General features: G+C 61.2%; 16 protein-coding genes. 7 read left to right on the top strand and 9 right to left on the bottom strand.

All coding sequences use genetic code 11. The annotated features are described in order from the left end of the window. The first annotated feature begins 1 nt into the window (after position 1). Genes AAC077_RS09915 through AAC077_RS09925 form a run of 3 tightly spaced genes read left to right on the top strand, consistent with a single transcriptional unit; the run spans position 2 to position 1,142 of the window. On the top strand, positions 2-274 hold the full coding sequence (locus tag AAC077_RS09915; protein WP_028955542.1) for a YciI family protein: 273 nt from the start codon (positions 2-4) through the stop codon (positions 272-274). After that, positions 274-693 (top strand): EVE domain-containing protein, encoded by a 420-nt coding sequence (locus AAC077_RS09920; RefSeq protein ID WP_339769034.1) that lies wholly within the window; start codon positions 274-276, stop codon positions 691-693. Before AAC077_RS09915 ends, AAC077_RS09920 begins: the two co-directional genes overlap by 1 nt. 50 nt (positions 694-743) lie before the next feature. Beyond that, on the top strand, positions 744-1,142 hold the full coding sequence (locus tag AAC077_RS09925) for a DUF1761 domain-containing protein (RefSeq protein WP_339769036.1): 399 nt from the start codon (positions 744-746) through the stop codon (positions 1,140-1,142). A gap of 53 nt (positions 1,143-1,195) precedes the next feature. On the opposite strand, the gene AAC077_RS09930 is transcribed toward AAC077_RS09925, so the two are convergent. Next, complete coding sequence (locus tag AAC077_RS09930) at positions 1,196-1,537, bottom strand: DUF2853 family protein (RefSeq protein ID WP_339769037.1); 342 nt, start codon at positions 1,535-1,537, stop codon at positions 1,196-1,198. Between the two features lie 220 nt (positions 1,538-1,757). Here AAC077_RS09930 and mprF point away from each other — a divergent pair, with 220 nt between their 5' ends. Together mprF and AAC077_RS09940 are read left to right on the top strand one after the other, a co-directional pair. Continuing rightward, positions 1,758-4,367, top strand: a complete 2,610-nt coding sequence (mprF, locus tag AAC077_RS09935; RefSeq protein ID WP_339769038.1) for a bifunctional lysylphosphatidylglycerol flippase/synthetase MprF — start codon at positions 1,758-1,760, stop codon at positions 4,365-4,367. Between the two features lie 38 nt (positions 4,368-4,405). Next, complete coding sequence (locus AAC077_RS09940; protein ID WP_339769040.1) at positions 4,406-5,251, top strand: DUF3883 domain-containing protein; 846 nt, start codon at positions 4,406-4,408, stop codon at positions 5,249-5,251. 78 nt (positions 5,252-5,329) lie between these two features. On the opposite strand, the gene gyrB is transcribed toward AAC077_RS09940, so the two are convergent. The 8 genes from gyrB to mutM all read right to left on the bottom strand — a co-directional run bounded on the left by gyrB (position 5,330) and on the right by mutM (position 14,857). Next, positions 5,330-7,747, bottom strand: coding sequence for a DNA topoisomerase (ATP-hydrolyzing) subunit B (gyrB, locus tag AAC077_RS09945; RefSeq protein WP_339769042.1), 2,418 nt, complete (start codon positions 7,745-7,747; stop codon positions 5,330-5,332). Positions 7,748-7,825: 78 nt separating this feature from the next. Next, positions 7,826-8,446, bottom strand: coding sequence for a LysE family translocator (locus tag AAC077_RS09950; RefSeq protein ID WP_339769044.1), 621 nt, complete (start codon positions 8,444-8,446; stop codon positions 7,826-7,828). Beyond that, on the bottom strand, positions 8,443-9,546 hold the full coding sequence (recF, locus tag AAC077_RS09955) for a DNA replication/repair protein RecF (protein ID WP_339769046.1): 1,104 nt from the start codon (positions 9,544-9,546) through the stop codon (positions 8,443-8,445). Before recF ends, AAC077_RS09950 begins: the two co-directional genes overlap by 4 nt. Before the next feature lie 52 nt (positions 9,547-9,598). Beyond that, positions 9,599-10,717: a DNA polymerase III subunit beta gene (dnaN, locus tag AAC077_RS09960; protein ID WP_339769048.1), complete on the bottom strand. Its 1,119-nt coding sequence runs from the start codon at positions 10,715-10,717 to the stop codon at positions 9,599-9,601. Between the two features lie 179 nt (positions 10,718-10,896). Further along, a complete protein-coding gene (gene dnaA / locus AAC077_RS09965) occupies positions 10,897-12,252 on the bottom strand; it encodes a chromosomal replication initiator protein DnaA (RefSeq protein WP_339769050.1) in 1,356 nt (451 codons plus the stop codon). A gap of 508 nt (positions 12,253-12,760) precedes the next feature. Then, complete coding sequence (gene rpsT / locus AAC077_RS09970) at positions 12,761-13,024, bottom strand: 30S ribosomal protein S20 (protein WP_258293069.1); 264 nt, start codon at positions 13,022-13,024, stop codon at positions 12,761-12,763. A 141-nt stretch (positions 13,025-13,165) separates the two neighbouring features. Next, positions 13,166-13,942 carry an enoyl-CoA hydratase gene (locus AAC077_RS09975; protein WP_339769055.1) on the bottom strand — a complete coding sequence of 259 codons (777 nt, stop codon included), beginning with the start codon at positions 13,940-13,942 and terminating at the stop codon, positions 13,166-13,168. A 63-nt stretch (positions 13,943-14,005) separates the two neighbouring features. Beyond that, positions 14,006-14,857 carry a bifunctional DNA-formamidopyrimidine glycosylase/DNA-(apurinic or apyrimidinic site) lyase gene (gene mutM / locus AAC077_RS09980; RefSeq protein WP_339769057.1) on the bottom strand — a complete coding sequence of 284 codons (852 nt, stop codon included), beginning with the start codon at positions 14,855-14,857 and terminating at the stop codon, positions 14,006-14,008. Positions 14,858-14,946: 89 nt separating this feature from the next. Here mutM and ubiE point away from each other — a divergent pair, with 89 nt between their 5' ends. Next, positions 14,947-15,699, top strand: a complete 753-nt coding sequence (ubiE, locus tag AAC077_RS09985) for a bifunctional demethylmenaquinone methyltransferase/2-methoxy-6-polyprenyl-1,4-benzoquinol methylase UbiE (RefSeq protein ID WP_339769059.1) — start codon at positions 14,947-14,949, stop codon at positions 15,697-15,699. A 1-nt stretch (position 15,700) separates the two neighbouring features. Further along, positions 15,701-17,233 carry a 2-polyprenylphenol 6-hydroxylase gene (gene ubiB / locus AAC077_RS09990; protein ID WP_339769061.1) on the top strand — a complete coding sequence of 511 codons (1,533 nt, stop codon included), beginning with the start codon at positions 15,701-15,703 and terminating at the stop codon, positions 17,231-17,233. The last annotated feature ends 32 nt before the right edge of the window (positions 17,234-17,265 follow it).

Genomic DNA, 17,265 nt, shown 5'->3' on the forward strand with positions numbered 1-17,265 from the left:
AATGCTGATTGCTTTGATTGCCACAGACAAAGACGGCGCGCTGGACGTGCGCAAGGCCAACCGTGATAACCATCTGGCCTATATCGAAAAAACCGGCGTTGTCGCCCAGGCCGGCCCGCTGCTGGATGGCAATGGTGAGATGGCGGGTTCGCTGGTGATCCTGTCGGTGGACAGCATGGCCGATGCGCAAATGTGGGCGGACAACGATCCCTATGCGCTGGCCGGTCTGTTTGCCGACGTCAAGCTGATCGAATGGAAAAAGGTCATCGGCTGATGGCATACTGGCTGTTCAAATCGGAGCCGTCGACCTGGGGGTGGGACGACCAGCAGGCCAAGGGTGACGCGGGCGAGGAATGGGATGGCGTGCGCAACTATCAGGCCCGCAATTTCATGCGCGAGATGAAGCAGGGCGATCTTGGGTTCTTTTATCATTCGCAGACGGAAAAGGCGGTTGTCGGCGTGGTCGAGGTGATTGCCGAGGCGCACCAAGACAGCAGCACAGACGACGACCGTTGGGAATGCGTGGACATCAAGGCGGTCAAATCGGTGAAAACGCCCGTGACGCTGGACATGATCAAGGCCGATGGCCGTCTGGACGACATGATGCTGGTGCGCAATTCGCGGCTGTCGGTGCAGCCGGTGACGGATACCGAATGGCAGATCGTTTGCGGGCTTGGTGGAATTGATCCCTGATTTCGTATTTTTCTGCTACACTTTCGGACAGAAACTCCTAGGAGCGTGAAATGGGTGTTCTTTCCGTGATTGTCGCCGGTGCTGCGGCGTGGATTTTTGGCGCGGTGTGGTACATGGCGCTGTCAAAACCGTGGATGGCCGCCGCCGAGATCGCGGTGGGGCCGGATGGCAAGCCGCAGGGCAATGGCTCGGCGCTTCCATTTATCCTGTCGGCCATAGCCATGATCGTGGTGGCAGGCATGATGCGCCATGTCTTTGCCCTGTCGGGAATTGATACGCTGGACAAGGGGTTGGTGTCTGGTCTGGGCGTAGGGCTGTTTTTCATCAGCCCATGGATCATGATCAACAACGCTTATCCGGGACGACCTTTCAAACTGACGTTGATCGACGGCGGCTATGCCACCTTTGGCTGCGCGATTATCGGCGGCGTCCTGAGCCTGTTTGCCTGAAACGAAAAAGGCCCGCGTGATGCGGGCCTGAAACAGTCTCTGACAAAGCGAATTCAGCCGTAAACGCTGTCTTTGCCAAAATGTTTGGTCAGCATGTAATAGACCACGGCGCGGTATTTGTTGCGCTCGGATTTGCCGTAGGTTTCGATGACGCTGTTGATCGCGTCCATCAACTGCGGGCCATCGGCCAGACCCAGTTTCTTGATCAGGAAGTTTTCCTTGACGGTTTCCAGCTCGGACGGCTGCGAACCGGCAACGGTCGACGCATCGGCGTTATAAATCGCGGGGCCGCACCCGATGGTCACCTTTGTCAAAAGGTCCATATCCGGCGTCATACCACATTTGTTTTTCAGATCGTCCGCGTATTGCGCGATCAGGTCGTCACGTTTGCCCATTACAGTCTCCCAGTTTGGACTTGGCCGTAAAACTTGGCCTTGGGGCAAAGACTAAGGATAATCGGGGCCACCACAAAGGAAAATTTTTAACAAAGTTCCCCGCCGCCCGCTGCGGCGCATCCGTCATTTGCATGCGCGCTACAAAGATAACACCTGCACTGCGGCGTTCCGGCGTCTATAGACGGGTCACGGACACCGGAGCAGAATAGCAGACCATACCATGAGCCAGCAAACCGACGCGCCCGCCATGACAGAACCGGACACAGGCAACCGGCTGCGGGCAGTGTTGCGCCAGCACGGGCCGCTGATCCTGACGGGGCTGCTGTTTATCGCGGGTGTCTATGCGCTGTATCATCTGCTGGCCCCGCTGGACATGCGCGTGGTGCTGGCGCAACTGCGCGCCACACCGCTGCATCTGATATTTGGCGCGCTGGCTGCGACGGCGGCGGGTTATGTCGCGCTGATCGGATACGACTGGTCGGCGCTGCGCTATATCGGCAAAACCGCCCCGGCCAGTTCAATCGCGCTGGGCGGATTCCTGGGCTATGCGCTGGGCAACACCATCGGGCTAAGTGTCGTGTCGGGCGGGGCCGTGCGCTATCGCATTTATTCGGCGCTGGGGATGGATGCCTATGATGTTGCAGCGATTTCCACCTTTGCTGCGATGTCCTTTGGCATTGGTTCATCGCTGATCGGGCTGGGCGCACTGGCGGTGCATCCGGCAGCGTTGCAGGAATTCGTGGCCATCCCGCCGCATATCTTGCGGCTTGCGGCGGTCAGCGTGTTGGTGCTGGCATTGGTCGCACTTGCAGCGGTGTCGCATTGGGGCGGCACGATTGCATGGGGCCGGTTCAAGATGTCGGCGCCACGGGGCAGGGACCTGGTGCGCCAGTTGCTGATTACGGGCGCTGATATGGTGATGGCGGCGCTGGTTCTGCACCTGTTGTTGCCCACCGGCGCGCTGCCCTTTGCCAACATGCTGGCGGTCTTTGCAGTGGCCACCATGGTGGGTGTGGCCAGCCATGTTCCGGGCGGCATCGGCGTGTTCGAAAGCGTGGTGATTGCGGCACTTCCGGCGTCGGTTCCGGTGAACGACGCGGTGACGGCGCTGCTGTTGTTCCGGCTGATCTACTTTTTGCTGCCCTTTGTGCTGGCGCTGCTGGTGCTGTCCCTGACCGAGGTGTGGGGCGCTGCCGGTGGGCGGCTGCCAACCGTTCCGGGCCTTGCGCCGATGGTATCGGCAGGCCGGTCGCTGATTCCGATGGCCACCGGGGTTCTGGTGCTGGGCTCGGGCTTGTTCATGATGTTCGCGGGGCTGATCCCCAACCCCGCGGGCCGTGCCGAAGAGCTTGAGACATTGTTGCCGCTGACGATGATCGAAGGCGGGCCGTTGGTGTCGTCGATCATCGGGTCGTTGCTGGCGGTGTTGTCCGTGTCGGTGTTTCGGCGCTCACGCCAAGCCTTTTGGGCGGTTCTGGTGGCGCTGGTGGTCGGGATCGTCGTGGCCACGTTCAAAACGCAGGATCTGGAACGGGCCGCCATTCTGACCGTGATGGCGCTGATCCTGTGGCCCTGTCGCCGCGAATTTTACCGTCACGCCCGTCTGACGCAGGGGGTTCTGTCCGCCCGCTGGGTGGTGTTCACCCTGTCCACGCTGACGTCGTTGGGGCTGCTGTGGTATCTGGTCCACACTGACAGCGCCGCGCGCGATCTGATGTGGTGGCAGGTGGCGGGCGATGGCCCTGCGGTGGCCGCGTGGCGGGCGGCCCTGTCGGCGGGTGTGATCCTAAGCGCGGCATTGCTGTATTCGGGGTTTCGCGTCGCACGGGTCAAGGCACCGCTGCCCGACGATGCGGCGTTCGCGGCGGCGCAGGCGATCATCGACGCGCACGGGCAGGGATCGGATGCGATTGCGCTGACCGGTGACAAGATGCTGATGTTCGGACCCGCGCAGCAATCGGTGCTGTCCTTCGGGATCAAGGGCGGATCGTGGATTGTCATGGGCGCGCCAGTCGGAGCCGATGCCGATGTCGAAGACCTGTCGTGGGCGTTCCACGACGCGGCCCGGGCCGCCGGTGCGCGGCCGGTGTTTTACGAGACCTCGGCAGATTTCACCGAACAGGCCATCGACATGGGCCTGACGCTGCACAAGATGGGCGAAGAGGCGATTGTGTCCTTGCCCGCCTTCACGCTGGAAGGCCCCCAGCGCAAGAAGCTGCGCACCAGTTGGAACCGCGCCCAACGCGACGGGCTGAGCGTCCAGATCGTGTCGCCGCCCCACACGCCCGAGCTGATCGCCACGCTGCAAGGCATTTCAGACGACTGGATGGCCCAGCACGCCGCGCGGGAAAAGCGGTTCTCGGTCGGGCGGTTCGACGCCGCATGGCTGAACCGCACCCGCATCGCGCTGGTGTCCCTGAACGGCGAGATTTGCGCCTTTGCCAATCTGATGGAAGCCACCCGCAGCAGCGCCGTCGACATGATGCGCCACCGCGCCGAGGTGCCCGCCGCGACGATGGAATTTCTGTTCACCGAGTTGATGCTGCAACTGAAAGCCGAAGGGCGCGAAAGCTTCGGCCTTGGCATGGTCCCCTTTGCCGGACTGGCAGGACGGCGGGGCGCGACCCTGTGGTCGCGGTTCGGCAGCCTTGTTTACAGCCACGGCGACCGTTTCTACAGCTTTGAAGGATTGCGCCGGTTCAAATCCAAGTTCGACCCGTCATGGCAACCGCGCTATTTCTGCTGCCGCTCGGCCCTGCCGCCCGTTGGACCCTTGACCGACGCCGCCCGCCTGATCGCAGGATCGGCGCGCGGGATCGTGGGGAAGTAGGACATGACAATCCCAACGCCGATGCCTAGCTTGGCAACATGAGCACGGGCGATTGGTCAGATATGGAAAACGATGCGGTTGTCGCATCCTACTTTTCCATGCTCAGCGACGAACTTTCGGGCCGTGCCTATAACAAAGCCGCCCAGAACCGCCTGCTGCAAGAACGAACGGGACGCAGCCGCGGTTCGATCGAATTCAAGCTTTGCAATGTCTCGGCTGCGGTTCAGGGTTTGGCGCTGCCCGAAATTCGCGGCTATAAGCCAAGGTTCAATTTCCAGATGTCCTTGGCCGAGGCCGCCGCGCGCTGGTTGGCGCAGCACCCCGAGTGGGAACAGGCGCTGTATCGCTCTCGACCTCGCGAGATCGCCGAGCCGCAACCCCTGTTCGTCGGCATCGCCCCGACCTTGCGCAACGCGCCCCCGCCGGACGAGCTGGAACAGATGCAACGCGTGGCGCGCCGTTTTGATGTGGTGGGCCGCGACGCCCGCAACCGCGCGTTGGGCTATGCGGGCGAAGAACGTGTTTATCATCACGAGCGGGCGCATCTGGCCCAGCATGGGCGCAGCGATCTGGTGAAAGAAGTGCGTTGGGTGTCCAAAGAGGACGGCGACGGCGCAGGCTATGATATTAGAAGCTTTACCCTTGAAGGCCGCGAACGGCTGATCGAGGTTAAGACGACAAACGGTTGGGAGCGCACCCCCTTTCACATCTCGCAGAACGAACTTGAAGTGGCACAGGAGCGCCGTGAGGATTGGTGCTTGTTCCGGCTGTACGATTTCGCCCGCACCCCACGCGCGTTCGAATTGCGTCCGCCATTGGAAGCCCACGTTTCGCTGACGGCTACAAGTTTTCTTGCCAGTTTCACCGACCGGACAGAGCAATAAGGATTGCAGGTATCGCCGCAGCAAAAAGCCCGCCCACTGTGTGTCGGGCGGGCTTTCAATGGCGGGCTCTTGGGGCGATCAGAAATCCAGATTTTCCACGTTCAGCGCGTTCTGCTGGATGAACTCGCGGCGCGGTTCGACCACGTCGCCCATCAGCTTGGTGAACAGGTCGTCGGCCTCGGCCATATCCTCGACCCGCACTTGCAGCAGGGTCCGCGCATCGGGGTCCAGCGTGGTTTCCCATAGCTGGTCGGGGTTCATTTCGCCCAGACCCTTGTACCGTTGCAGCGATAGACCCTTTTCGCCTTCGCCCAGGATGGCGTCCAGCAGGTCCATGGGGCCATAGATCATTTGGCTGCGGTCCTTGCGCACCAGTTTTGCGGGCATGTTGTACACGTCCTGCAAATGCTGTGTGAACGTGCCGGTTTTGCGGGCCTCGCCGCCGCGCAGGATGCGGCCGTCCAGCGTGCGCACCTCTTCGACGCCGCGCAGGATACGGGCCAGTCGCACGCCGTGATCCTGCGTGATGCGACCGCTCCAGCCTTTTTCGTATTCCAGCGCAATCAGGTTCAGACGTTCGGCCACCTTATCGGCCACGCCTTGCAGGTCGCGTTCAACCGCGCCTTCGGAAAATGCACCGGCGATGGCAGCCTGTTCCAGGATGTGCCGCGGGTAATGCGTTGGAAACGCTTCCAGAACGCGGCGCAACTGACGGGCGTGATCGACCACACGGGCCAGATCGGCGCCGCTGATTTCCTCGCCGTTGCCCTGGCGCAGCATGGCGCCGTCGATGCCTTGGTTGATCAGGTAATCTTCCATGGCGGCCTGATCCTTCAGGTACACCTCGGACTTGCCGCGCGACACTTTGTACAGCGGCGGCTGCGCGATATACAGGTATCCGCGTTCGATCAGCTCGGGCATCTGACGATAGAAGAACGTCAGCAACAGGGTGCGGATGTGCGCCCCGTCCACGTCCGCGTCGGTCATGATGACGATCTTGTGGTAGCGCAGCTTGTCGATGTTGAATTCATCGCGGCCAATGCCGGTGCCAAGCGCCATCACCAGGTTGCCAATCTCCTGACTGCCCAGCATCCGGTCGAACCGTGCGCGTTCCACGTTCAGGATCTTGCCCTTCAGCGGCAGGATCGCCTGTGTCTGCCGGTCACGGCCCGTCTGGGCCGAGCCGCCGGCGCTGTCACCCTCGACCAGGAAGACTTCGGTTTTGGACGGGTCTTTTTCCGAGCAATCCTTAAGCTTGCCGGCAAGAAAGTTCACGTCCATCGCCGTCTTGCGCCGCGTCAGGTCGCGCGCCTTGCGGGCGGCCTCGCGGGCGACGGCGGCTTCGATGATCTTGCCGACGATGATCTTGGCTTGCAGCGGGTTTTCCTCGAACCACTCGGCCAGCTTTTCGTTCACCAACCCTTCGACAGCGGGGCGCACTTCTGAGCTGACCAGCTTGTCCTTGGTCTGGGACGAGAATTTCGGATCGGGCACCTTGACCGACAGCACACAGGTCAGACCCTCGCGCGCGTCGTCGCCGGTGAACGATACCTTTTCCTTTTTCGCGATCCCGCTGGACTGCGCATAGTTGTTGATGGTCCGCGTCAGCGCGCCGCGAAAGCCCGCCATGTGGGTGCCGCCATCGCGCTGAGGGATGTTGTTGGTAAAGGGCAGGACGTTCTCGTGATAGCTGTCGTTCCACCACATCGCCACTTCGACGCCAATTTCGTCCCGTTCGCCGGTGATGAAAATCGGGTCGGCCATGATCGAGGATTTCGACCGGTCGAGGTATTTGACGAATTCCTTGACGCCGCCCTCGTAGAACAGTTCCGATCGCAGATGCTCGGCCGGGCGTTCATCGGTCAGAATGATCCGCACGCCCGAGTTCAGGAAAGCCAGTTCGCGCAGACGTTTTTCCAACGTCTCGAACGAATATTCGAGGTTCGAGAATGTCGTGGTCGACGCCAGAAAGCGCACCTCGGTGCCGGTCTTGCCGTTTGAAGGGCCGACAACCTCAAGGTGCTTGGCGGTGTCGCCACGCTCGAACCGTGCGATGTGCTCTTTGCCCTCGCGCCAGATGCGCAGTTCCAGCCAGTCGCTCAGTGCGTTCACAACCGAAACGCCCACGCCGTGCAAACCGCCCGACACCTTGTAGCTGTTGCTGTCGAATTTACCGCCCGCGTGCAGTTGGGTCATGATGACCTCGGCGGCGGATACGCCTTCTTCTTCGTGGATGCCAACCGGAATCCCGCGCCCGTTGTCGCTGACCGAAACCGAGGAATCCTCGTGGATCGTGACGGTGACAGCGTCGGCATGACCGGCCAGCGCCTCGTCAATGCCGTTGTCCACGACTTCGTAAACCATATGGTGCAGACCCGACCCGTCGTCGGTGTCACCGATGTACATGCCAGGCCGTTTGCGGACAGCATCCAAGCCCTTGAGAACCTTGATGGAATCCGCGCCATACTCTTGTGGCGGCTGCTCGTTTTCGGACATGCCTATTCACCCTATATTTTTTGTTATTTTATAGGGTTTTTACGGGGGGATGTCACGCGATCGAGACAAGTTTCTGCCCTAGACGAACGGCAGCACAAGCCCCACGAGAATCAGCAGCACACCGGCCCCGATATTGATCCGCCGCAGCGCGCCTGACGTGGTGACAAAGGCCCGCACGCGTCCGACAAAAGCGGCCATGATCAGGTTGCCTGTCAGCGGGATCAGAACCGATGCGCCGATGATCAGCGCCACGTCGATCCACGTCACCGTGCGCAAATCGAAAAAGCCGGGCAGCACGCCCATATAGAACAGAACGGCTTTGGGGTTGCCCAGAATGGCCAGAATACCCGCCAGAAACCCTGCCATCATGCCGGGGCGGGTCAGGCGGCTGTCGGCGCTGATGGCGGCCCCTGCGTGGCGGATCAGCATCGCGCCCATCACGATGAACACACCGCAGGCCACCCATCGCAGCACCAGCATGAAGGTGTCGAAGACCGACAAGATCCACGAAATCCCCAGCACCGCGACCAGCGGCCAGACGATGTCGCCAATCGCCACGCCCAGGGCCAGCGGCCACGCGGCACGAAACCCGCCCGACAGCCCGCGCGCCATCAGCGCCAGCCACACCGGCCCCGGGGTCAGGAACAGGATCACCAGCGCGCCGCAGTACAGCATCAGATCGGCCCAGCTCAGCGTCATGTCACGGCCTCTACCTTCGAGACGCCATTCGCCTCGGTCACGTTCAAATATTGCGCCCGCGCGCCCAATGCGTCGAACAGGTTGCGGTCGGTGCCTGTCATCCACGCCTGAGCGCCCAGTGCCACGATCTCGTCGTACAGGGCGGCGCGGCGGTCGGCGTCCAGATGGGCGGCAACCTCGTCCAGCAACAACAGCGGCGGCGCGCCAAAGCTCTGGGCCAGTGCGCGCGCATTGGCAAGGATCAGCGACACCAGCAGCGCCTTTTGCTCGCCGGTGGAACAGTCGCGGGCGGGCACGTCCTTGGCCGCATAGGTGCCGATCAGATCGGCGCGGTGCGGACCGATCAGCGTGCGCCCCGCCGCCAGATCGCGTTTGCGCCCTTCGGCCAGCGCGGTGCGCAAGTCGTCCTCGGAGGCGGGCAAGGGCGCATCCGCATGGATCAACTCCAGATCCGCCGTGGGAAAGGCCGTCTGCGCGTCCTTCTGGGCGCTGTGCAGTTCGGCCAGCGTGGCCAGCCGGTTGGCATGAATTCCAGCCCCCGCCTGCGCCATCTGCGCCTCAAGCGCGCCGTACCACGCCGGATCGCGCACCATGTCCTTCAACAGCCGGTTGCGTTCGCGCATTGCCTTTTCATAGGCCAGCGACAGATCCGCATGGCCGGGCTCGAAGCTCAGCGTCATCCGGTCCAGGAACCGCCGCCGGCCTTCCGCGCCCTCGATCCACAGCCGGTCCATCGCGGGGATCAGCCACAGCACCCGTGCGACCCGCCCCAGCGCCACCTGTGCTGCCGCCTTGCCGTCGATCCGCACCTGCCGCGCAGCACCGGCCTCGGAGACAATATCAATCTCGTGCACCTGCCGCAGCGATGTCAGAACGCCGCTGATCTTCCACCCCAGCGCCTCGGGCCTGCGGGTCATGTCCTCGGCGCTGGACCGGCGCAAACCGCGTCCGGGCGAAAACAGCGACACCGCTTCCAGAATGTTGGTCTTGCCCGCGCCATTGGGGCCAAACAGCGCCACGGGGCGCGGATCGACAGTGATCCGCGCCATCCGGTGCGATCTGAAATGCGAAATCGTCAATGCAGAAAGGGACAGCTTCACAACTGTCCCTTTCTTTTGGCCTTAAATATCCCCGCCGGAGGCAAGAAAACTCTTAAACGCGCATCGGCATGACGACGTAGACCGCCGACATGTCATTGCCTTCACGCATCAAGGTCGGGTCGCCCGACGAATTGAACATGAACACGGCGTTTTCACGGTCCACCTGACTGGCGATTTCCAGCAGGTATTTGGCGTTGAACCCGATCTCCAGCCGTTCGTCATTGTACGACACGGCCAGCTCTTCCTCGGCGGCGCCGCTGTCGGGCGCGTTGACCGACAAGATCAGCCGGTCTTCGTCCAGTTGCAGTTTGACGGCACGCGAACGCTCGGACGACACGGTTGCCACACGGTCCACGGCGCGGGCAAAGTCGCTGGCGTCGACTTCCAGTTTGCGGGTGTTGCCCTGCGGAATAACGCGGGTGTAGTCGGGGAATGTCCCGTCGATCACCTTGGATGTCAGCGTGATTTCCGGCGTGGCAAAGCGCACCTTGGTTTCCGACACCGATACGGCGATCTTCATCTCGTCATCGTCCAGCAGCTTGCGCAGTTCGCCCACGGTCTTGCGGGGCACGATCACGCCGGGCATCTCTTCGGCACCTGCGGGCAGATCTGTGTCGATCCGCGCCAGACGGTGGCCATCGGTGGCCACACAGCGCAGCACCTTGCCGTCTTCGCCGGTCGACACGTGCATGTAGACGCCATTCAGGTAATACCGCGTTTCTTCGGTCGAAATGGCGAATTTCGATTTGTCGAACAGACGGCGCAGCTTGGCCGCGTCGATCGAGAAGTTCGAGGCATATTCCGACGACGCCATGACAGGAAAATCTTCCTTGGGCAGGGTCGCGAGCGAAAAGTTTGACCGGCCCGCTTCGACCGTCAGGCGGCCCGCTGCGGCGTCGGCGGTCAGGGTGACCAGCGCGCCGTCGGGCAGCTTGCGCACGATTTCATGCAGCGTGGTGGCCGACACGGTGGTGGCGCCTGCGCGTTCGACCTGTGCGGGGGCCTTGTCCACAACCTCGATGTCCAGATCGGTGGCGCGGAACATCACGTCGGACCCTTCGGCCTCGATCAGCACGTTGGCGAGGATCGGAATGGTGTTGCGGCGTTCGACCACGGACTGTGCCTGGCTCACGGCTTTGAGCAACGCGGCCCGTTCAATACTGATTTTCATCTGTCCCTCTCCAATCGGACCACCGGGACGGGCAAACTACCCTATACCGGCGTATTCTCAACCTTTTTATCTGTTGTCGGCTGGATTAACGGAAGGGTCAAGCGCGGCAGACCGATTGCGCCCCCTGCAAACGCAAACGGCACCCGAAAAGGGTGCCGTGTGGTACAGGTGACGCAGGTTTACGCTTCGAGCGCGCGGCGCAGCAGTTCCAGATCTTCGGCGATCTGGCCGTCCTGCACTTTCAGCTCTTCGATGCGACGGACACCGTGCATTACGGTGGTGTGGTCACGGCCCCCGAAACGGCGGCCAATCTCGGGCAGCGACCGGCTGGTCATGTGTTTGGACAGGTACATGGCCACCTGACGCGGACGCGCATAGCTGCGCAGGCGCTTGGGGCCGATCATGTCCGACAGGCGGATGTTGTAGTGTTCGGACACGCGGCGCTGGATTTCTTCGATGGTGATCTTGCGTTCGGACGCGCGCAGCACATCGGCCAGACAGTCCTGGGTCAGGTCCATGTCGATTTCGCGGCCAACCAGCGATGCAAAGGCGAACAGACGGGTCAGCGCCCCTTCAAGCACACGCACGTTGGTCGAAATACGGTGGGCCAGGAATTCCAGAACGCCGGGCGCGATGGTCAGGCCGGGGTAGTTCTGGCTTTGCAGTTCCACTTTGCTTTGCAGGATGCCCAGACGCAGTTCGTAATCCGTGGGGTGCAGATCGACGACCAGACCACATTGCAGGCGCGATTTCACGCGATCCTCAAGGTCCTTGATCTCGCCGGGGGCGCGGTCGGCCGAGATGATGATCTGGCGGTTCTGATCGACCAGTGCATTGAAGGTGTGAAAGAACTCTTCCTGCGTCGAATCCTTGCCGGCGATGAATTGCACGTCATCCACCATCAGCACGTCGACATTGCGGAAGATTTCCTTGAAATCCATCATCTTGCGGTCACGCAGCGCCTGCACGAACCGGTACATGAACTGTTCGGCGGACAGGTACAGCACAGACAGGTCGGGGCGCGACTGCTGCAATTCCCATGCAATGGCGTGCATCAGGTGGGTTTTGCCCAAACCGACGCCGCCATACAGAAACAGCGGGTTGAAGGTAACGGGGCCACCTTCGGCCACGCGCTTGGCGGCGGCATGGGCCAGTTCGTTGGGTTTGCCCACGACAAAGCTGTCAAAGGTAAAACGACGGTCCAGCGATGCGGTGTTCAACGCCGACGAGGGGGCAACTTTGGCAGGGGCGGCCAACGGCTTGGCGGGCATCGAGCGCGGCTTTTCCGACATATTGGCAGCAACGGTAAAGTTCAGCCGGTTGATGGTGGCATTTTCCGACCGCAGCTCGTGCAGAATCAGGTCGGCAAAGTTCTGGCTGACGTAGTTGCCCATGAAATTGGTCGGCACGTTGAAGGTGGCAATGCCATCTTCAAGTTGCTGGAATTCCAGCGGCTCGATCCAGGTTGTGAAATTGTTCTGTCCGACAGTTTTGAGCAGCCGTTGTCTCAGCTGTCCCCATTTTTCTTGTGTCATTCTGGTATTCCCCAAGCCTTTCCGCTGTCCCCACCGGATACAAGAATTGCACCCGGCCGCCTATTACTGCCCACGAAACAATCGGCCTGTCCTGTGTCCCGACGGGACAAGGCGCGACTTGCGTCGTTTTTGATCGGAAGACACACCTCGTCAGCGAGTGCCCGATTGGACCCCCTGAACGACGTTCGTCATTCCAAATGTTGATGCGACAGGTGGCGCCGGAAATACGGCAATGCCACTGATCCATTCAGTTGCGATGCAACTGTCCGGCCCACAATCATACCCTTTTTTGTGCGGCAGCACGCGGGTCTGGTTGTTCTGTCCCCCCAGGCGATGTGAATCGCTGGACCCTTGGTAGCAACTTCGTCTGCGACGCGGCAACAGAACTTAAATGTTGACTCGGGCTTTTGTGGAAAAGAATCTATGGCCCTTATTTTGAAGGCTCAAAAAAGAAACGGCACCGCCTGAGCGATGCCGTTGCAAAACCGTCATAATTCTGTGTCTGGCCTTAGCCGAGCGATTTAACGCGCGACGACAACCGTGACATTTTCCGCGATGCGGTGTTTTTGTGGTAGACACCTTTGGTGACGCCACGCATCAGTTCGGGCTGTGCAACGCGCAGTGCAGATTCGGCTGCGGCCTTGTCACCGGAAGCAATCGCTTCCTCGACTTTGCGCAGGTATGTACGAATCCGCGAACGGCGTGCTTTGTTGATTGCGAAACGTTTTTCGTTTTGACGGGCCCGTTTCTTGGCCTGAGGCGTATTTGCCATGATTATCTCGTCCCAATGATTGGTGCGGTAGTGTAAAAACAGCGATATGCTGCGGTGAAGCCGCGTCTTTAGGCGCGCGGCACGTCCGAGTCAACGCCTGTCGTGTGAGGCCCCTGCGCGTCAGCACAAGAGCCGTGTTCTTTATTTGTCGCGGAACTGCGGTTCGCGTTTTTCCAGAAACGCGGCCATGCCCTCGGATTGGTCTTCGGTGGCGAACAGCGAATGGAACATGCGGCGTTCAAACAGCAACCCGTCGCGCAGCGGCACTTCGAATGCCTGATTGACCGATTCCTTGATTGCCATCACCGAAATCATCGACTTCGACGCAATCTTGTTGGCCGCGCCCATCGCTTCTTCCATCAGCTTTTTGGTCGGAACGACCCGGCTGACCAGCCCGCACCGCTCGGCCTCTTCTGCGTCCATGAAGCGGCCCGTCAGGTTCATGTCCATGGCTTTGGACTTGCCCACGAAACGCGCCAGGCGCTGGGTGCCACCGATCCCGGCCATCACGCCAAGGTTCACTTCGGGCTGGCCGAACTTGGCGCTTTCCGATGCGATGATGAAATCGCACATCATCGCCAGTTCGCAGCCCCCGCCCAGCGCATAGCCGGACACCGCCGCGATGATCGGCTTGCGCGCGCGGCAGATGGCGTCGGTCGAATCGGTGAACAGGTTGCCCATGAACGTGTCGACAAAGCCCTTTTCGGCCATCATCGCGATGTCTGCGCCCGCAGCGAATGCTTTTTCCGATCCGGTGATGACGATGCAGCGCACCTTGTCATCCTTTTGCGCGTCGGTGACGGCGTCAGCCAGTTCGCCCAACAGCTCGTCGCTCAGCGCGTTCAGCGCGTCCGGGCGGTTCAGCGTGATGCGGGCGACGTGGTCGTCTACGTCGACGATGATCGTCTCATAGGCCATTTGAATGCTTTCATTTGTTGCCGTCTGAGGGCGTTCCTTACCATGGGCGGTGCGCGTTTCAAGCTAAGTTTGACATAGTGCACAGAAGAACGATGACCGCCCCGATTGTACAATTCTTTGCACGGTGCCGGTGCAACCGGGGGTGCGACAGGGCTGCCCCTCGCGGCCATATACGTCAAAGCTGTGCTGGAAATACCCAAGTTCTCCATCGGCTTGACGGAAATCACGCAGCGACGATCCACCCGCGGCAATGGCGTCGCTCAGCACCTCGCGGATGATCGGAACAAGGGCACGCACACGCGCTTGTGAGATATTTCCCGCCTTGCGACGTGGCGACACACCGGCGCGAAAAAGGGCTTCGCAGACGTATATATTGCCCAATCCCGCGACGATCCGCTGATCCAGCAGCGCCGATTTCACCGGCGACGCCTTGCCTTTGAACGCCTGCACCAGCACGTCCTCGTTGAATGCATTGCCCAGTGGCTCGGGGCCCAGCACCGCCAGCAGCTTGTGTTGATCGGCCGTGGCGGTGTCCAACAGGTCCATCGCGCCGAACCGGCGCGGATCGTTGAACGTGACGCGCGCACCGTTGTCCATGTGCAGCACCACGTGATCGTGTTTTTCGGGGGCAGGGTGGTCGTGCACGAACTGCCCCAGCGGATCGCCCGAGATCAGCATGCGCCCCGACATGCCCAGATGGATCAACAGTGTCTCGCCACTGTCCAGATCGGCAAGGATGTATTTGGACCGCCGTCGCAGACCCAGCACCTGCCGACCTGTCAGCCGCGCGGCCATATCGGGTGGAAAGGGCCAGCGCAGATCGGGGCGGTTCACGTCCGCCTGGGCGATCACCGCGCCCTCCATCACCGGGGCCAATCCGCGGCGTACTGTCTCGACCTCTGGTAATTCGGGCATCGAATGGTTTCCTGTGACAAAAGGTGCGCATTGTGCGCAGGCCCCAGCGCCCTATAACAAGGCAGACTGACAAAGGCGACATTGACACGATGACCGACGATACCAACAAGACCACCCATTTCGGATTTGAAACCGTCCCCGAGGCCGACAAGGCCGGTCGGGTCCAAGGCGTGTTCAATTCGGTCGCCAGCAAATACGACATCATGAACGATGTGATGAGCATGGGCATCCACCGGGTCTGGAAGGATGCGATGATGGACTGGCTGGCGCCGCGGGCCGGTCAAAAGCTGCTGGATGTGGCCGGCGGCACTGGCGATATATCGTTCCGGTTCCTGAAACGCGCAGGCAGCGGTCACGCCACGGTGCTGGATCTGACCGAACCGATGCTGATCGAAGGCCGCAAGCGCGCCGAGGCCGAACAGATGCACGACAGTCTGGACTGGGTCGTGGGCGATGCGATGGCGTTGCCCTTTGCCGACAACACCTTTGACGTCTACACAATCAGCTTTGGCATCCGTAACGTGACCCGCCCCCAACAGGCGCTGAACGAAGCGTTCCGCGTGCTGCGCCCCGGTGGCCGCCTGATGGTTCTGGAGTTCAGCCAGTTGCCCAATGCCGCGATGCAAAAGGCCTATGACCTCTATTCGTTCAACGTGATCCCGCAGATGGGCAAGATGATCGCAAACGACCGCGACAGCTATCAGTACCTGGTTGAATCGATCCGCAACTTTCCTGATCAGGACACGTTCCTGGGCATGGTGCGTGCCGCCGGGTTCGAGAATGCCAAATACCGCAACATGACAATGGGCGTCGCCGCCCTGCATTCGGGATGGAAGATCTAGCGTGCGCGGACCTCACAACATCTGGCGGTTGATCCGCACCGGCGCCACGCTGGAACGCACCGGCGCGATGAACGTGGTTCTGGACGCATTCGATGCGCCCAAACCGGTGCGCTTTGTGGCCAAACTGCTGGGCAAGCCGTTCATGTGGCTGGGCTATTACGGCGACCCGACCATGCCCCCCGCGACCCGCGCGCTGACGGCGCTGGGCCCGGCCTACATCAAGTTCGGTCAGGTTTTGTCAACGCGCCCCGATGTGGTGGGCGACGACCTGGCCGTGCAACTGCGCGTTTTGCAGGACAAGCTGCCGCCCTTTGACGTCGCCGTGGCCAAGCGCGAAGTTGAAAAAGAGCTGGGCCAGCCTGTCGACACGATCTTTTCCGACTTCAGCGAACCAGTGGCCGCCGCATCCATTGCGCAAGTGCACAAGGCGACCCTGCGCGAAACCGGTGAAGCGGTCGCGGTCAAGGTGCTGCGCCCGGGCATCGAAGCGGCCTTTCGCAAGGACGTGGACGCCTTTTATTTTGCCGCCAGCATGGTCGATTTCTTTGCCCCCGGTGCCCGTCGCCTGAAACCGTTGGACGTGATCGAACATTTCGACGGCGTGGTGCGCGGCGAACTGGACCTGCGGTTGGAAAGCGCGTCGGCGTCGGAATTTGCAGCCAATACCGCAGACGACGCAGGATTTCGGCTTCCTGACATCAAATGGGATCATTCCGCGCGTCGGGTGATGACCATGAGCTGGGCCGACGGTGTGTCGATGGGCGACAATGACGCCATCGACGCGCTGGGTGTGGACCGGGTCGAACTGTCGGAACGGGTGTTGCAACTGTTCCTGAACCACGCCCTGCGCGATGGGTTCTTTCACGCCGACATGCATCAGGGCAACCTGAAGGTCGCGGCGAACGGGGACATCATCGCCTATGATTTCGGGATCATGGGCCACATCGACGAATACACCCGTCGTGTCTATGCCGAGATCCTGTTCGGGTTCATCCGCAAGGATTACAAACGCGTCGCCGAAGTGCATTTCGAGGCAGGCTATGTGCCCGCCGACAAAGATGTCGACGAATTCGCCCGCGCCCTGCGCGCCGTGGGCGAGCCGATCTTTGGCATGGACGCCACCCGCATTTCGATGGCCCGCCTGCTGAGCTATCTGTTCGAGGTGACCGAACGGTTCGGCATGGAAACCCGCACCGAGCTGATCCTGCTGCAACGCACCATGGTCGTGGTCGAAGGCGTGGCGCGGTCGCTGAACCCGCGCATGAACATCTGGGAAGTCGCCAGCCCCATCGTCACCGACTATATCAAAACATCCATCGGCCCGCGCGCCGCCCTTCGTGATCTGGGCAAAACCGCAATGGTTCTGGCCCGCTTCGGCCCGCGCCTGCCCGCACTGGTCGAAGCCGCGCTGGTTCGTCAGGCCAAGGACGAAACACCGCCGCACCGCCCGTTCTGGCGCTGGATCATACTGGCGGGCTTGGGCGGCATGGCGTTCGGTGGTGTCCTGTTCGCGCTGGCCCAACATCTGGGCTGACGCCTTTTCTCTGGTTCAAAAAATCCTGCGGG

Source organism: uncultured Pseudosulfitobacter sp., from assembly GCF_963976325.1.
Classification (GTDB): domain Bacteria; phylum Pseudomonadota; class Alphaproteobacteria; order Rhodobacterales; family Rhodobacteraceae; genus Pseudosulfitobacter.

What these genes read in the sequence shown, in the direction of transcription:
- dnaA (WP_339769050.1), bottom strand. Translation starts at nt 12,252, where the DNA reads ATGACACAAGAAAAATGGGGACAGCTGAGACAACGGCTGCTCAAAACT.
- mprF (WP_339769038.1), top strand. Translation starts at nt 1,758, where the DNA reads ATGAGCCAGCAAACCGACGCGCCCGCCATGACAGAACCGGACACAGGC.
- mutM (WP_339769057.1), bottom strand. Translation starts at nt 14,857, where the DNA reads ATGCCCGAATTACCAGAGGTCGAGACAGTACGCCGCGGATTGGCCCCG.
- AAC077_RS09950 (WP_339769044.1), bottom strand. Translation starts at nt 8,446, where the DNA reads ATGACGCTGAGCTGGGCCGATCTGATGCTGTACTGCGGCGCGCTGGTG.
- AAC077_RS09925 (WP_339769036.1), top strand. Translation starts at nt 744, where the DNA reads ATGGGTGTTCTTTCCGTGATTGTCGCCGGTGCTGCGGCGTGGATTTTT.
- rpsT (WP_258293069.1), bottom strand. Translation starts at nt 13,024, where the DNA reads ATGGCAAATACGCCTCAGGCCAAGAAACGGGCCCGTCAAAACGAAAAA.
- AAC077_RS09915 (WP_028955542.1), top strand. Translation starts at nt 2, where the DNA reads ATGCTGATTGCTTTGATTGCCACAGACAAAGACGGCGCGCTGGACGTG.
- AAC077_RS09930 (WP_339769037.1), bottom strand. Translation starts at nt 1,537, where the DNA reads ATGGGCAAACGTGACGACCTGATCGCGCAATACGCGGACGATCTGAAA.
- dnaN (WP_339769048.1), bottom strand. Translation starts at nt 10,717, where the DNA reads ATGAAAATCAGTATTGAACGGGCCGCGTTGCTCAAAGCCGTGAGCCAG.
- gyrB (WP_339769042.1), bottom strand. Translation starts at nt 7,747, where the DNA reads ATGTCCGAAAACGAGCAGCCGCCACAAGAGTATGGCGCGGATTCCATC.
- ubiE (WP_339769059.1), top strand. Translation starts at nt 14,947, where the DNA reads ATGACCGACGATACCAACAAGACCACCCATTTCGGATTTGAAACCGTC.
- AAC077_RS09940 (WP_339769040.1), top strand. Translation starts at nt 4,406, where the DNA reads ATGAGCACGGGCGATTGGTCAGATATGGAAAACGATGCGGTTGTCGCA.
- AAC077_RS09920 (WP_339769034.1), top strand. Translation starts at nt 274, where the DNA reads ATGGCATACTGGCTGTTCAAATCGGAGCCGTCGACCTGGGGGTGGGAC.
- AAC077_RS09975 (WP_339769055.1), bottom strand. Translation starts at nt 13,942, where the DNA reads ATGGCCTATGAGACGATCATCGTCGACGTAGACGACCACGTCGCCCGC.